At 57.5% G+C, this 13,733-nt stretch carries 16 protein-coding genes; 10 read left to right on the top strand and 6 right to left on the bottom strand.

Features of this window, described 5'->3' with window-relative positions:
• Positions 1-161 precede the first annotated feature (161 nt).
• Both D777_RS10350 and D777_RS10355 read left to right on the top strand, forming a co-directional pair.
• Complete coding sequence (locus D777_RS10350) at positions 162-923, top strand: GNAT family N-acetyltransferase (protein WP_036131737.1); 762 nt, start codon at positions 162-164, stop codon at positions 921-923.
• 27 nt (positions 924-950) lie between these two features.
• The gene (locus D777_RS10355; RefSeq protein WP_036131739.1) at positions 951-1,805 is read left to right on the top strand and encodes a lysophospholipid acyltransferase family protein; all 855 of its coding nucleotides are present in this window, start codon (positions 951-953) and stop codon (positions 1,803-1,805) included.
• Here the strand turns inward: D777_RS10355 and D777_RS10360 are convergent.
• From D777_RS10360 to D777_RS10375, 4 genes are all read right to left on the bottom strand, one after another.
• Positions 1,723-2,193 carry an FKBP-type peptidyl-prolyl cis-trans isomerase gene (locus tag D777_RS10360; protein WP_036131741.1) on the bottom strand — a complete coding sequence of 157 codons (471 nt, stop codon included), beginning with the start codon at positions 2,191-2,193 and terminating at the stop codon, positions 1,723-1,725. The genes D777_RS10355 and D777_RS10360 overlap by 83 nt on opposite strands.
• Before the next feature lie 12 nt (positions 2,194-2,205).
• Positions 2,206-4,404 (bottom strand): acetyl-CoA hydrolase/transferase C-terminal domain-containing protein, encoded by a 2,199-nt coding sequence (locus D777_RS10365; protein WP_036131742.1) that lies wholly within the window; start codon positions 4,402-4,404, stop codon positions 2,206-2,208.
• A gap of 156 nt (positions 4,405-4,560) precedes the next feature.
• Positions 4,561-4,884 carry a hypothetical protein gene (locus tag D777_RS10370; RefSeq protein ID WP_036131744.1) on the bottom strand — a complete coding sequence of 108 codons (324 nt, stop codon included), beginning with the start codon at positions 4,882-4,884 and terminating at the stop codon, positions 4,561-4,563.
• A 224-nt stretch (positions 4,885-5,108) separates the two neighbouring features.
• Positions 5,109-6,146 carry an NADP(H)-dependent aldo-keto reductase gene (locus tag D777_RS10375; protein WP_036131746.1) on the bottom strand — a complete coding sequence of 346 codons (1,038 nt, stop codon included), beginning with the start codon at positions 6,144-6,146 and terminating at the stop codon, positions 5,109-5,111.
• 115 nt (positions 6,147-6,261) lie between these two features.
• Between D777_RS10375 and D777_RS10380 the strand changes: the two genes are divergently transcribed.
• Both D777_RS10380 and D777_RS10385 read left to right on the top strand, forming a co-directional pair.
• Positions 6,262-7,482, top strand: coding sequence for a glycosyltransferase family 4 protein (locus tag D777_RS10380; RefSeq protein ID WP_036131748.1), 1,221 nt, complete (start codon positions 6,262-6,264; stop codon positions 7,480-7,482).
• Positions 7,448-8,014, top strand: coding sequence for a phosphatase PAP2 family protein (locus D777_RS10385; RefSeq protein WP_036131749.1), 567 nt, complete (start codon positions 7,448-7,450; stop codon positions 8,012-8,014). Before D777_RS10380 ends, D777_RS10385 begins: the two co-directional genes overlap by 35 nt.
• A 32-nt stretch (positions 8,015-8,046) precedes the next feature.
• Here D777_RS10385 and dinB read toward each other — a convergent pair whose 3' ends face one another.
• Positions 8,047-9,111: a DNA polymerase IV gene (dinB, locus tag D777_RS10390; protein ID WP_036131750.1), complete on the bottom strand. Its 1,065-nt coding sequence runs from the start codon at positions 9,109-9,111 to the stop codon at positions 8,047-8,049.
• Between the two features lie 113 nt (positions 9,112-9,224).
• Between dinB and D777_RS10395 the strand changes: the two genes are divergently transcribed.
• From D777_RS10395 to minE, 5 genes are all read left to right on the top strand, one after another.
• Positions 9,225-9,503, top strand: a complete 279-nt coding sequence (locus D777_RS10395) for a DUF1244 domain-containing protein (protein WP_036131751.1) — start codon at positions 9,225-9,227, stop codon at positions 9,501-9,503.
• Positions 9,503-9,883 carry a HopJ type III effector protein gene (locus D777_RS10400; protein ID WP_036131754.1) on the top strand — a complete coding sequence of 127 codons (381 nt, stop codon included), beginning with the start codon at positions 9,503-9,505 and terminating at the stop codon, positions 9,881-9,883. The genes D777_RS10395 and D777_RS10400 overlap by 1 nt, the downstream gene beginning before the upstream one ends.
• Positions 9,880-10,656, top strand: coding sequence for a septum site-determining protein MinC (gene minC / locus D777_RS10405; protein ID WP_036131756.1), 777 nt, complete (start codon positions 9,880-9,882; stop codon positions 10,654-10,656). The genes D777_RS10400 and minC overlap by 4 nt, the downstream gene beginning before the upstream one ends.
• Positions 10,657-10,725: 69 nt before the next feature.
• Positions 10,726-11,538: a septum site-determining protein MinD gene (minD, locus tag D777_RS10410; RefSeq protein WP_036131758.1), complete on the top strand. Its 813-nt coding sequence runs from the start codon at positions 10,726-10,728 to the stop codon at positions 11,536-11,538.
• Between the two features lie 3 nt (positions 11,539-11,541).
• Positions 11,542-11,793 (top strand): cell division topological specificity factor MinE, encoded by a 252-nt coding sequence (gene minE, locus D777_RS10415; RefSeq protein WP_036131760.1) that lies wholly within the window; start codon positions 11,542-11,544, stop codon positions 11,791-11,793.
• Positions 11,794-11,811: 18 nt separating this feature from the next.
• Here the strand turns inward: minE and D777_RS10420 are convergent, their stop codons facing one another.
• Positions 11,812-12,819: a DUF2804 domain-containing protein gene (locus tag D777_RS10420; protein ID WP_036132027.1), complete on the bottom strand. Its 1,008-nt coding sequence runs from the start codon at positions 12,817-12,819 to the stop codon at positions 11,812-11,814.
• A 137-nt stretch (positions 12,820-12,956) separates the two neighbouring features.
• Here D777_RS10420 and D777_RS10425 point away from each other — a divergent pair, with 137 nt between their 5' ends.
• The gene (locus tag D777_RS10425; protein WP_036131761.1) at positions 12,957-13,694 is read left to right on the top strand and encodes an START domain-containing protein; all 738 of its coding nucleotides are present in this window, start codon (positions 12,957-12,959) and stop codon (positions 13,692-13,694) included.
• The last annotated feature ends 39 nt before the right edge of the window (positions 13,695-13,733 follow it).

Consider the following 13,733-nt stretch of genomic DNA (forward strand, 5'->3'; position numbering starts at 1 on the left):
CAGAAATATACATGGATCAGTTGCTTCGTTACACCCTGTGACAAAGGCCAGAGGTGGCCCAAATGGCCAATGACTGTCATACACACGTCACTCTCCGGTCACCGATGTGTCATACCGGCTTCATAGGCTTGTCGGGAAATGGAAACAAAAGAGACCATGCCATGACCGCACAATCCGTTAAGGCCCGTCGCAGTGCCCGACAGCTGAAAACCGAGATGACTCGCTGCCCCAAGCAAGTAGAGGCCGCCCAACGCCTGCGCTACCGGGTATTCTCGGAGGAATACGGAAGTGACCTTGGAGCCGAGGTGGCTGGCATCGATGCCGATGCCTACGATGCCGTTTGCGACCACTTGATCGTTACCGACACGGAAACCGGTGAACTGGTTGCAACCACTCGTATCCTTCACCAGGCCAACACCGGCCCCGTAGGCGGCTTCTACTCCGCCGGTGAGTTCAATCTCTCGGAACTGGAGAAGCTGCCAGGCACCGTCGCCGAGCTCGGACGCACCTGCGTCCATCCGGATTACCGGAACGGCGGCACTATCACCCTGCTGTGGTCTGCCGTCGCCGACTACCTCGTTTCACAGGACGTGGATTACATGATTGGATGCGCCAGCATTGGCATGTCCGATGGCGGACTAAAAGCCTGGCGAATTGCCAGCCATCTGCAACAGGAATACCTGGCAGACGAGCGCTTCCGTGTTTCCCCCCTGCGTGAACTCCCCCACCTGACTCACGCTTCCATCGGTGAGCGCCCAGTGGATGTACCTCCGTTGATTCGCGCCTACATGCGCCTGGGTGCCCGGGTTTGCGGTGAACCGTGCTGGGATCCGGAGTTCCGTTGCGCCGACCTGCTGGTACTTCTCGAAGTCAACAAACTGGCAGCCCGTTACAGCCGCCATTTCCTGGGTAAAGCTTCCTGATTTGGCCTGGCCGGGAGATACGACACCATGGGATGGCTGAGACTGGTTCTGAGACTGACGGGCTTTGTGCTCTTTCTGATAGCAACGGTCGGGCTGGCTACTGCTTTACTCCTGACGGATCTGGTCACTCGCAGGCACATTGACCGCACGCCCTGGGCACGACGCTGCTTCCGGGTAGCGTGCCGCACCCTGGGCCTCAAGGTTCGCGTGCATGGCCCGGCGCCCGAGACAAACGCCCTGTTCGTCAGCAACCACATCAGCTGGTCCGACATCCCGATTCTCGGGAGCCTGACCCCAATCCGCTTCCTGTCGAAAGCCGAAGTGGGCCAATGGCCGGTGATTGGCTGGCTTGCCCGGCAGGCAGGCACATTATTTATCAAACGGGGGGGCGGCAAAGCAAGGGCCATTCGCCGCAGCATTGCGGACCATCTGAGCACTGGGGAGTCGGTTCTGATCTTCCCGGAAGGCACCACCAGCACTGGTCTTTCGGTGCTCCCATTCCACGGTCTGTTATTGGGCGCTGCGGGTGATTCGCAAACGCTCATCCAACCTGTGACCGTGAGCTATCGCCGTGACGGTCGCCCGGACCACCTCGCCCCTTTTATTGGTGACGACGATTTCCACACCCACCTCCTGAGGATGTTGCAACAACCGTCCGCGAGGGTGGACGTGCTGTTCCACGCCCCGGTCAGCGCAAGTGCGGCCAACACGTCAGAACTCTCGGCCCAGCTTCATGAAACCGTCCTCACCGGCCTGAAGCGTATACAAGCCGGCGAGTTTGATCAGGAAACGGGAGGACTCAGAAAAGCGGACGCCCCTGAGCCACTTCGTCCTCAGTCGCCTCACGCCGACCCACGATTTCCAGGTCGAAGTACAGGGTAAAGCCTGCCAGAGGGTGATTCGCATCGACCTTGACCAGGTTTCCATCAATACCGACGACTTGTACGATCTGCGCCTCATCGCCGGTGTTGGTCTGGAACTTCATGCCGATCTGTAAGTTCTCCACGCCTTCAAACATTGAGCGTGGCACCTTACGAACCAGCTCTTCCTGATGTTCTCCATAGGCCAATTCCGGCGGCACCGTCACCTCCAGACAATCCCCGACGTTTCGGTCCCTGACCGCTTTCTGGATCCCTTCAATGATGTCCGGAGAGCCATAGATAAAATGCAGCGGCTCGCTGCCTTCCGACGTGTCGACCAGTTCGCCGATCCGGTTCTTGAGGACATAGTGAACGGTGTAAACGGCCGGCCTGTTCTGTGAAGCATCCATTGGTATTTCGGGCTACCTGTTGTCTGTCGGTGAATCGGTAATCTTAAGGCCATGAACAACCAGACCCTGGTCCAGTTTTTCCTTCAATCCGGAGGGATTACTCAGCCCCATGCGTTCGAGCAGGGGCTCATACTGCGCAGCATCCTCCCGGGTTCGCATGGCCTTCCAGAGAACCGCCAGTTTACCACGTCGGGTCGCGGTTGCGGCTTTCAGCGCCTTAAGGGCTTTCCCTAATCTCAACTCTTCGTCGGTAAACTCGCGGCCAAATGGAAACGCAGGAAAAAGGTCGCCATTCCCCGCCACAGCAACCGCACTGCGCACGGCTCCCGGTGTGTTGTTGCACCACTCTGGCGGCAAGCGGAAAGACGCATCCACCTTGCCCGCCTTCTGCGCCTGCTTGAGCAATTCCTGCTGGAACCGGGAATCGGCGATCCGGATAAGCCTCAGGTAAACCTGTTCATCGCACTGACCGCGCAAATCCGCGATGCCGTATTCGGTAATCACAATATCCCTCAGATGCCTGGGAATGGTGCAATGGGCGTAATTGAACACGATGTTCGAAACGGCCTTACCACCGGACATCCGGGTCGCTCTCATGGTCAGAATGGAGCGGGCTCCAGGAAGCTCATGAGCCATGGCCACAAAGTTGTATTGTCCGCCCACGCCGCTCACGACTCGCCCGTCATCCAGGCCGTCCGACACCGCCGCACCACTGAGCGTATACATCATCGCGGAGTTAATAAAACGGCCATGGACGCGCTGAGCCACCTTGAGCTTCTGATCACCGAAGGGGTGATCGTACAGCTGGTTGACGAAGTTGACGCTGGTCATGCAGATGCGGTCCCGCTGCTCGTCGGTCAGATCCCGCAGGGCCTGATAAAAACGCTCCGGACCGACGTAGAATCCGCCATGCATGGCAATGCCGCCACGAAGCCGGTCACCCAGGGCCAACGCCTGAATGGTTTCGCGAGCCTCAGCGCTATCGAGATCCCCCTCTACGGAATGATCCCCGATCCGCAGCCGACCGCCCTTGAATTCGACGTTCTCCTTCAGAATCCCCAATGACACCAGCCAGCTCACATCCCGGGCACGCATCGGTGAGTCAATCAGTTTCTCGCGTCGCAGGGTATCCAGGCTGTCCATCGATACCTGCACACTCATGGCCTGCCGGTTGATCAAAGTCTGGAGACCGGCATGGTCGTAGACCTCACGACTGAGAACGCCGGCCTGCATCAGATAGATAAAACCGTCGACCATCATTTCGCTGCAGCCATAAAGACCATCATCAAAAGGATTGGTACCACCATATTCATTTACAACGGGAAAACGCTCGGCCACCTTGAGGTGGTTGTACACCGCCAGCCAATCCTCGTTGTACTTGTGGCGAAGAATGGCGCTGTGGACGAGGGCCGCCCCCAGTGAGCCAATACCGACCTGGAGCGTGCCGCCATCTTTCAACAACGCACTGGCATAGAAGCCGATGAGATGGTCTTCCGGACTCACCGCCATCGCCGGCGCAGAAAACAGCGGATAATCGGATGCCGGATGATCCAGAACAACGTCGAACGCTGCCTCATCTACCACGGCATGATGCCCCATAAACGGAAGGTGGCGATTTGCCTCTGCGACCAGGGCAACCGGGGTGCCCTCGGACTCCAATTCTCTCAGTAAGGGAATGAGGTCCAGCGACAGGTCCGGATTACAACTCAGACTGACCTCCCCGGGTCGGCCCATCGCGTCGCCCGGGGAGACCATCTGACCTACCACGTTGACGCCCTGCGCCATCAGATCGCGAACGGCATGGGTGTAGTTACTGCTGATGTAATGGCGCTGCTGCGACCGGTTGTTGAGATAGCTACCAGCCTTGAAGAAAAATTCCGAAACCCGGACGTTCGCCGGCAGGCGATTGGCAGAGACATCACGAGCATAGGCAAGCTCCGGTATCTGACCATACAAGCGCTCAACAAAAGGCCCCATAAACCGTTTTTCAAGGGAAGAGCCACCTTTCGGAGCCAGCAAAGACAGGGCCGTTACGATGTGCAGGGAGATATCAGGGTCATCCTTGGCACGCTGATACAGCGCATTTACGAACCGAACCGGCTTTCCCAGCCCGAGCGGCAGACCAAGCGTAATTTTCTTGCCGACCCGCCGAATCACCTCATCAACACACGCTTCCGCTTCGCTGAGCCGATGGCCCCTTGTTTCCGTCATCGCCACGCTCCTTCCGAGTCACAGAGACTGTTTTTATGTGGGGATGATCACACGGTACCGTGGTACAGACAATGCGCTAAATCAGGATTTTGAGGACTTATTGCAGCGAAAAGCGAATGAAGAAAAAACGAGGGTAAAAAAAGACCGGGTGTAAACTCAGAAATTCCACTTCAGGTTGAGGCACGCACCTTCGTTCAGGAGTGCAATGCCGTGATCCGGCTGAGCGGGCGTTGACGCATACCGCTTGCCCTTGCTGTGGGAGCGAACCATGGAGAGCGTCAGAAGGCGTGAACCCAGGGCACTGACAGCTTCGGAAGGATCCTGATCAAAATCACCGGACATACGCTCCTGCAGCTCGTAAACATCCTGGGTTGTCAGATTTTCATCCATGTCACCAAATACGCGCTCAGCGGCTTCGGCACGAACGACGAAAGCGACCATATTGAGAGCGAGCAATGCGACAAAAATACGAATAATCATGACACGTCAATGACCTTATAAGCTGGTGCGTAATTCTGCGAGTTCCTAGTGCTAAAGTCTAATCGTTATGACAGAGAAAGATGTGACTTTGCACACATTGGCGCCAGTAATTTGTCATCAAGGTGGTCGTTTTTTGTCAACTTTTTATCCCTAGTTTTGCAGTTTGTAACAAAGGCAGGCCGAGCACCCCGGGATAATCCATCCCGGGGCACTGGTAACACCCATTATGGGCAGGGATATGTGAACTCTCGATGAATGGCCTCAATCGCCTCAAGGACATCCGCACTCAGTTCCAATCGCTCGGACGCGATGTTTTCGCGCAACTGATCCAAGGTAGTTGCTCCGATGATGTTGCTGGTCACAAAACTACGACTGTTCACGTAGGCGAGAGCCATCTGTACCGGTGAGAGATCGTGTTTGTGGGCAAGCTCGACATAGGCCCGGGTGGCATCCATCCCCCGTTCGCCACTGTAACGACTGAAGCGTTCATAGAGCGTCAGGCGGCCTTTTTCCGGCCACTTTCCACCCAGGTATTTGCCTGAAAGCATACCGAAAGCCAGTGGTGAATACGCGAGCAACCCGGTCTGCTCCCGATGCGCGAACTCTGCAAGTCCCACCTCAAAGGTCCGATTCAACAGGCTGTAAGGGTTCTGGATGCTGACCACTCGGGGCCAGTTGTTTTCCCGGGCCAGGCGCAGATACTCCATGGTGCCCCAGGGCGTTTCATTGGACAGCCCGACGTGTCGTACCTTTCCCTCTTTAACCAGTTCCGCAAGCGCCCCCAGAGTCTCCTCGATCGGCGTGAACGCCTCTTCGGGATTGTGCTGGTAGCCGAGCTTGCCAAAGAAGTTGGTCCCACGGTCTGGCCAATGCACCTGATACAGATCGATGTAATCGGTCTGCAAACGCTTCAGACTGGCATCACAAGCCTCACGAATGTGCTCCCGGGTCAGGCGCGGGCCATTGCGAAGATAACTCAGACCATTCCCCGGCCCAGCAACCTTCGAGGCGATAACCAGATCATCCCGGCGACCTCGCCTGGCAAGCCAGTTACCCAGATAGGTTTCCGTCAGCCCCTGGGTCTCTGCCCTGGGAGGTACCGGATACATCTCTGCCGCATCAATGAAATTCACACCCTCGGCGGTCGCGTAATCGAGCTGTTCGAACGCCTCCTGTTCGCTGTTCTGCTCTCCCCAGGTCATGGTGCCGAGGCAAATCAGAGAGACATCAGTATCGGTATTTCCAAGTTTTCGGGTTTGCATAGCATCTCCGCTTCATGGGGGTTGAACAGGTAAAGGGAATGTCACGGGACTGTCGCATAACTGTCATGCCGCGTTTCCATAGTAGAAACATGACAAAGGAAACACAGGAAGCATCGTGACCGAGACCAATCGGGCAAGCCGACGCCAACAACACATTAGCATCGTTTCCGAGACTTTTCCCCCGGAAATCAATGGTGTTGCCAATACTCTCCGGCACCTCTGCCAGGGCCTGATGCAACGTGGCCACCGGGTGTCTGTGGTGCGCCCGAGGCAACGCCACGAGCGTAAGGGCGAGGTCGCATGCGCTGGCGAGGGACTGTTCACCCAAGAGCATGTTGTCGCCGGACTGCCACTGCCAGGCTACGCCGATTTGCGGTTCGGCCTGACCACCGCGGCTTCGATGAAGCGCCTCTGGCGAAAAGACCGGCCTGACGCCATCTACGTCGCCACTCAGGGGCCTCTGGGCGTCGCCGCCGTATCCGCGGCTCGAAAAGCGGGCATCCCGGTAAGCTCCGGCTTCCACACCAACTTTCATCAGTACAGCCGCTACTACGGTGTCGGCATGCTGGAACGAGTGCTGTGCGGCTATGGCCGCTGGTTCCACAACCGGACCGCCATCACACTGGTACCCACACGAAAGATGGAGCAGGTCACTGCCGCCATGGGCATCAGGCCGACAGGCCTGTGGAGTCGCGGGGTCGATTGCACCCGTTTTACGCCGCACAAACGCGACGATGACCTCAGATCCCAATGGGGGCTCAGAGGCAATGAGCGGGCGGTCCTGTATGTCGGGCGCCTGGCATCTGAAAAGAATCTGAGAATGGCGGTGGCCTGTTACGAACGGATCCGGGGACTCCACCCACAGGCGAAGTTTGTTCTCGTCGGTGATGGCCCTTTACGCAGGCAACTGATCGAGAAGCACCCCGACTACATGTTCTGCGGCACACAACGTGGAGAAGACCTGGCCAGGCACTACGCGTCAGGCGACATTTTCCTTTTCCCAAGCAAGACCGACACCTTCGGAAACGTGGTGTTGGAGGCCATGGCCAGTGGGCTCGCCATCGTGGCCTATGACGATGCCGCCGCCAGCGAGCACCTCCGCCATGAGGAAAACGGCATGAAGGCGCCCCTGAATCATGATGAAGCCTTCGTAGACAGCGCGCTCCGGCTGGCCGACCAACCGACCCTGCTCGGCCGAATCCGGGCTCAGGCAAGGCTCGATGCCCTCGAGCTGAGCTGGAACTCACAAATAGAACAATTCGAACAACTGGTGTTCAAGCAAACTGCAAAGGCGAAATACCATGCAACCAACAACCAAAGCATCTCGCTTCTTTGACCTGGTAGATCAGCGCGAATACGCCTTCTGCCAGACGATTAACCGACTGGTTCAATTTGGCCCCGCTCTTGGCTACTTCCAACTGGTGAGCAAACTCGGAGACGGCTGGTTCTGGTATGTGCTGATCCTCTCCATCCCGTTCTTCGCTCCCGAACAGGGCCCGGGCCTCGCCCTGCTGATGGCGCTGACCGGACTCACCTGCACCATCACCTACAAGCTCCTAAAACGACGACTGATCCGGGAACGGCCGTTCATTTCCTTTCCCAGCATTAACTGCGGCACCCCTCCATTGGATCGATACAGCTTCCCCTCCGGCCACACGCTGCACGCCATCTGCTTCCAGACCATGTTGTTCATGGCGGTACCGGCCCTCGCTGTGGCAATCCTGCCGTTCACCCTGAGCGTGGCGGCATCCCGGGTCGTTCTCGGGCTACACTACCCAACCGATGTTGCAGCGGGAGCCCTGATTGGCGGTCTCATGGGGTATGGGTCCATGGCTTATCTGTTCGACGATGCCGCCAAGCTGTTCTGACCACCCGTCAGTCACAGTCCGTCTCAGCGCAATCAGTCGAACAGCCTCAGTTGCGTCACCGGCGCATCGTCATTGCGAAACCGCACGCCCAGGCCAAGCAATCTCACCGGCCTGTCTTTCTGCCCAACCAGCTCCCGGAACAGGGGAAGGTAATCGTCTGCTTCCGGTTCTTTAACCTGATCACGAACCCGTTCCAGGGTATGGGTTGAGAAATCGCTATAGCGAACCTTCACGAATAGCTTATGAATTGGCTTGGCGCGGGTCTTTCGAGCCAGCCGGCGATTCAGATCATCCACCAGCGACGCCATGACCGACTCACACGCCAGCCGGTCGGGCAGATCCTGGGAGAATGTGCGCTCGACACTGACCGACTTGGCGATACGCGACACCACCACCGGACGCTCGTCCCTGCCATAGGCCATCTCATGCAAGCGATACCCCTGCTTGCCAAACCGGTCAGTCAGCACCTCGGGCCCGACAGCCTGCATATCACCACAGGTTTCCACCCCCATCTCATGCAGCTTGGAAGCAGTCACTTTGCCAACGCCAAACAGTTTTTCCACCTTGAGGGACCGGACAAACGCGTCCACATCCCCGGGGCGAATAACGAACAGCCCGTCCGGCTTTTCCCAGTCGCTGGCAATCTTGGCCAGGAACTTGTTCGGCGCCACCCCTGCCGATACCGTAATACCAACCTCCTGACGTACCCTCTCCCGCAGGTATCGGGCCATCAGGGTGGCGCTGCCCCTATGATCTGTCACTTCTGAGACATCCAGAAACGCTTCGTCGAGCGACAGCGGCTCGACCAGATCAGTAAGCTCCCGCAAAATCGCCATCACCTGCTGGGAAACCGCACGGTACCTGGCCATATCTGGCGGCACCATGACCAGTCCGGGGCACAGTCGCCGGGCCTCACTGCCGGGCATGGCCGAGCGCACACCGAAGGCGCGGGCCCTGTAATTACAGGTGGCTACAACACCACGCCCGCCATCGCCACCAACAGCCAAAGGCACATCCCGCAGAGACGGATCATCACGCATTTCCACAGAGGCATAGAAGCTGTCGCAGTCTACATGGATGATTTTGCGCTGGGGCATCGGATATCACGTCCAGACTCTGTACATTTATACAGCCTTGTATATTAAGCTAACATGCAGAGAATGTCAGGAATTCAAAGTAACTCTCGCCACTGGCAATATCACGAGGCCCCATGAGCAACCCCATTCCCGAATCGTCCCGGACAGAAATCGAAGCCGCGGCATTCCGTCGCCTGGTAAACCATCTCCGCGACAACACCGATGTGCAGAATATCGATCTGATGAATCTGGCAGGCTTCTGCCGCAACTGCCTGTCAAAATGGTACCGGGCAGAAGCCGGTGAACGAGGCTTCGAGATTTCCGATCCGGAGGCCCGCGAGGAGATCTACGGCATGCCCTACGAGGAATGGAAGAGTCTGTATCAGAGCGGCCCCAAGCAGGAACACAAATAATGAATATCAACGAGGCGGTTCGCATCCACCTGTCGTCCCTGGAAGCCGGCCACGCCAGCTTTGATGACACCCTGGCACTGATCGACCGGTACTTCGAGTACCAACCTGCCGGCTTTCGTAACGGCCATCTGAACAATGCCGCCGGCGAGAACGCCGGGTCCTGCCGGGTGTTCGCTCTGGGACGTCATTGCAACCTGTCAGAAGGCGACACCCTGAAGTTGTTTGCACAGCACTATCAGCAGGTGCTCGGCGACCCGGCCGGCGACAGCCACGCCAACATCCGTCAGTTCATCAGCACGGGCTGGTCCGGCATAACGTTCGAGAGCGAGCCCCTACGGCTGCGCCCTACCCCCAACCCTTTGGAAGAGACCCATTCATGACCGATACCGCCACCGCCGGGGTAAAACAGGGTTTTCAGCTCAAGAGCGCCAACCTCTCCATGACGGCCATTGAGTTGTATTACTTTGACAAGGACGAGTTCGAGGCAACGCTACGGGACAAAATCAGCCAGGCCCCGGGGTTCTTCAAGGATATTCCGGTCATCATCAGCATGGAAAAATACGAGGGGCTGGACAGCGAACTCGATTTTTTCAGCATGATCGGGACCTGCCGCCGCCACAACATCCACGTGGTCGGCGTGCGCGGGGGTAACGAGGATCAGCGCCGACTGGCCAGAGGCGCGTCGCTGGCCCTGCTTCCAGGCAGCAGTCAGCGTGACAAGGCCTCCGAAGAAGCCTCTCCAGCCCCGGAACCCGAGACCAAAGCCGAGCCTGCGAGCAGCGGTCAGACTGAGGCCATGCCTCAGGGGCCGGCTCCCGCACCGGCAAGGATCATCAGCCAGCCCGTTCGCTCCGGACAGCAAATCTACGCGCCGGAAGGTGATTTGATCATTCTGGCACCGGTGCAGGCTGGCGCTGAAGTTCTGGCGGCGGGCAATATTCATGTCTATGGCCCACTGAGAGGCCGCGCACTGGCGGGCATTCACGGTGCCGAAAGCGCAAGAGTTTTCTGCCAATCGCTGGAGGCGGAGCTTGTGTCCATCGCCGGACACTATAAAATCTCCGAAGATCTTCAGGACAATGGCTGGAAAAGTGCTGTGCAAATCCAGCTCAGGGACGACCTGCTGGTGGTAACGCCACTGGACAAGGCCTGATGGTATATAACAACTCGACCGGATTATTCGGCAGACACGACGAATCCACCGCGAAACAGGAATGTAACCTTGGCTAGAATTATTGTCGTTACTTCAGGAAAAGGCGGCGTTGGTAAGACAACCACCAGCGCTTCCATCAGCACGGGCCTTGCCAAGCGCGGCCACAAGACCGTGGTCATCGACTTTGACGTGGGCCTGCGCAACCTCGACCTGATCATGAACTGCGAACGCCGTGTTGTGTACGACTTCGTCAACGTGATCCAGGGCGAAGCCACCCTTAACCAGGCCCTGATCCGTGATAAACGGGTCGACACACTCTACATCCTGCCAGCCTCCCAGACTCGGGAAAAAGAGGCGCTGACCAAGGATGGTGTCGAGCAGGTGATCAACGAACTCTCGGAAACCTTCGACTATATCGTCTGCGACTCCCCCGCTGGCATTGAGCACGGTGCTCAGATGGCCCTTTACTACGCCGATGAGGCAGTCGTGGTCACCAATCCCGAAGTGTCCTCGGTTCGTGACTCTGACCGTATTCTGGGCATTCTGCAAAGCAAATCCCGGCGTGCGGAAATGGGCCAGGATCCGGTCAAGGAGCACCTGCTGTTGACCCGCTACAACCCGGATCGCGTGGAGAAAGGTGAAATGCTGTCCGTCGGTGATGTCGAAGAAATTCTCGCCATCCCGCTTCTGGGTGTCATCCCGGAAAGCCAGATTGTGCTGAACGCATCCAACCAGGGCGTCCCCGTGATTCTTGAGGAAGACAGCGATGCCGGGCAGGCCTATGACGATGCCGTGGCGAGACTTCTGGGTGAAGAGCGGGAACACCGCTTCATGACATCGCAGAAGAAAGGCTTTTTCTCACGGATGTTCAAGGGGGGCTAAGGGATGAGTTTCCTCGATTACTTCAAAGGCAAGAAAAAGAACTCCGCCAACGTCGCCAAGGAGCGTCTGCAGATCATCGTGGCGCACGAACGCGGCCAGCGGGATCAGCCGGATTATCTGCCGAAGCTCCAGCAGGAGTTGCTTGAGGTTATCCGCAAGTATGTCCAGATCAGCGATGACATGGTTCAGGTGGAAGTCGACCGTAATGACAGCTGTTCGGTACTTGAGCTGAACGTCACGCTGCCAGAGCGCTAAGTCCCGCACTTCGCCCGCTCACCAGCGGGCGAAGTGATCTTCCATCAGTCCTCGCAGGCCATCGACCCTCACCGTTTTGCCCTCGTTATCGACAACGTATCCTTCAAATGTGCCGATGAACTGTCGAAAATTGGACGCCAGCACCAGCGCGTTCAGCTTTTCCCGCCTCACGCCTGACGGCGAGAAACGCAGATCTACCCGGCCATCTTCCGTTGAAACCGTCCAATCGTTGCCTGGCTGATAGCGGTCAAAACAGAATCTGGCGGCGCCCAGCTTGATGCAGCGGCCATCCAGCCAGAGGGCATTCTCGTTCACGCCCGTTTCATTCACTCCGGCGGCAAGATTCAACCCCAGAGCCCGGCCATCAGCGAGCTTGCCAGCTATGCAGGCCCAGTTCCATGCTGTTTCCCGACGCATGAACCCGCAACTCCAGTCTATCGAGCCAAGGGCCACCCCATCACTTCGCCAGACCCGGTCGCCCCAGCGAATATCACCCTGCACAGGAAGGCCGGCGGACTTACGGGTGAACACCCAACCGTTGTAACCCGCCCGGGAGACCAGACGAAGTGGATCGAGATCTTCCATCAACTCAAGATCAACGTGCACTCCACCCGGTGCGACGAGCGACACGTGACGCCCTCCAACCGCTGGCGTGATCTCTACCGAGACGGCGCCTTTGGAGAAAAACGCACTCCCACTCTCCGGCTTCGGCTCGATCCTGGTTTTCCTTGCCAGGGGCTGGATAAAGGACTGCTCAAGAAGGTCTCCACTCTCAAAGTCATACAGGTAGAAGAAGCCATTGCCAACAAGTTTCAGGTCCACCAGCGCCATACCGAATACCCAACCTGGGGCCTGGACACTGATGAACTGGAACTGGTTAAAACGCCAGCGGCGGGCAAGTCGTGAGCGAGGGCGATCCATCACGGTACGCAGGTCATAGTCCTGGAAATTGATTTCCTCAACTTCCTGCTCCAGCACACCCGTGATGGGTTGTCCGTTCGAATTGATCAGCTTTTTTATTGTCATGTTGGTCGTCAGTTCAGGCCAATTGTCGGGAACGGCAAACCCGGGAGGTACCTGGTTCACAATCCCCTGTTTACGTGGCCATCACCGGCAACTCCACATGTTAGACTCGGGCCACTAATTTCAGGGAAGTGTACCGTATGAGAAACACCATGGCCCACCGCTTTACCGGTCGAGGCACATCATGCCGCCAGGCGATCCTCACATTACTGCTTTCAGCCCTGGCCACTGCCAGCATCGGCGCTGAGTTACCCGGTGAACTGGCCGAAGGCTGGGAGTTGCGGAAAGAAGCCGACAATATCCGCGTTTATACCATTGAGCAAGAAGACTCCAGCTTCAAGGCCTTCAAGGCTGTCGCCCTGCTTAATGTGCCTCTCCAGAACCTCATGGCGGTCATGATCAATCCTGAGTCCTGCGTCGAGTGGGTTCACAACTGTTCTGAATCCTATGCCTTTGGTAAGGGTGACTTTCACGACCGCTACGCCTATTCGGTCAACGACATGCCCTGGCCGGTCACAGACCGGGATTATGTGCTGCGCATCCGCACCCATGGTGACAAGGCGAGCGGCGAGGTCGTGATGGATCTCAACGCGACGCCAGACCTGCGGGCAGAGAGTGGGAACCGGGTCCGGGTTGATCGTTCCGACACGCTCTACCGCTTTATCCCGGAGGGCGAGAAAACCCGGATGATCTGGATTCAGCACACGGACCCCAACGGCGCCTTGCCGGGGTGGCTGGTGAATTCGCTATTGGTGGATATTCCCATCAAGTCGATGCAGTCACTGGAAGACGTCGCGAGCAAAGAGCGCTACCAGGGTTTTGAACTGAAGTATGATGCGTCCGGAAATCTGGTCGGTGTAACACAGTCAGGCAGCTAGAGGGGATGACGCCATCCCCATGAAAGGCTAAGCTTTAGC

Source organism: Marinobacter nitratireducens, from assembly GCF_000708045.1.
GTDB classification, from domain to species: domain Bacteria; phylum Pseudomonadota; class Gammaproteobacteria; order Pseudomonadales; family Oleiphilaceae; genus Marinobacter; species Marinobacter nitratireducens.

Coding starts and splice junctions, on each gene's coding strand:
- D777_RS10420 (WP_036132027.1), bottom strand. CDS start 12,819: ATGACAATAAAAAAGCTGATCAATTCGAACGGACAACCCATCACGGGT.
- D777_RS10425 (WP_036131761.1), top strand. CDS start 12,957: ATGAGAAACACCATGGCCCACCGCTTTACCGGTCGAGGCACATCATGC.
- D777_RS10355 (WP_036131739.1), top strand. CDS start 951: ATGGGATGGCTGAGACTGGTTCTGAGACTGACGGGCTTTGTGCTCTTT.
- dinB (WP_036131750.1), bottom strand. CDS start 9,111: ATGCCCCAGCGCAAAATCATCCATGTAGACTGCGACAGCTTCTATGCC.
- minC (WP_036131756.1), top strand. CDS start 9,880: ATGACCGATACCGCCACCGCCGGGGTAAAACAGGGTTTTCAGCTCAAG.
- D777_RS10395 (WP_036131751.1), top strand. CDS start 9,225: ATGAGCAACCCCATTCCCGAATCGTCCCGGACAGAAATCGAAGCCGCG.
- D777_RS10370 (WP_036131744.1), bottom strand. CDS start 4,884: ATGATTATTCGTATTTTTGTCGCATTGCTCGCTCTCAATATGGTCGCT.
- D777_RS10350 (WP_036131737.1), top strand. CDS start 162: ATGACCGCACAATCCGTTAAGGCCCGTCGCAGTGCCCGACAGCTGAAA.
- D777_RS10400 (WP_036131754.1), top strand. CDS start 9,503: ATGAATATCAACGAGGCGGTTCGCATCCACCTGTCGTCCCTGGAAGCC.
- D777_RS10385 (WP_036131749.1), top strand. CDS start 7,448: ATGCAACCAACAACCAAAGCATCTCGCTTCTTTGACCTGGTAGATCAG.
- minE (WP_036131760.1), top strand. CDS start 11,542: ATGAGTTTCCTCGATTACTTCAAAGGCAAGAAAAAGAACTCCGCCAAC.
- D777_RS10365 (WP_036131742.1), bottom strand. CDS start 4,404: ATGACGGAAACAAGGGGCCATCGGCTCAGCGAAGCGGAAGCGTGTGTT.
- D777_RS10375 (WP_036131746.1), bottom strand. CDS start 6,146: ATGCAAACCCGAAAACTTGGAAATACCGATACTGATGTCTCTCTGATT.
- D777_RS10360 (WP_036131741.1), bottom strand. CDS start 2,193: ATGGATGCTTCACAGAACAGGCCGGCCGTTTACACCGTTCACTATGTC.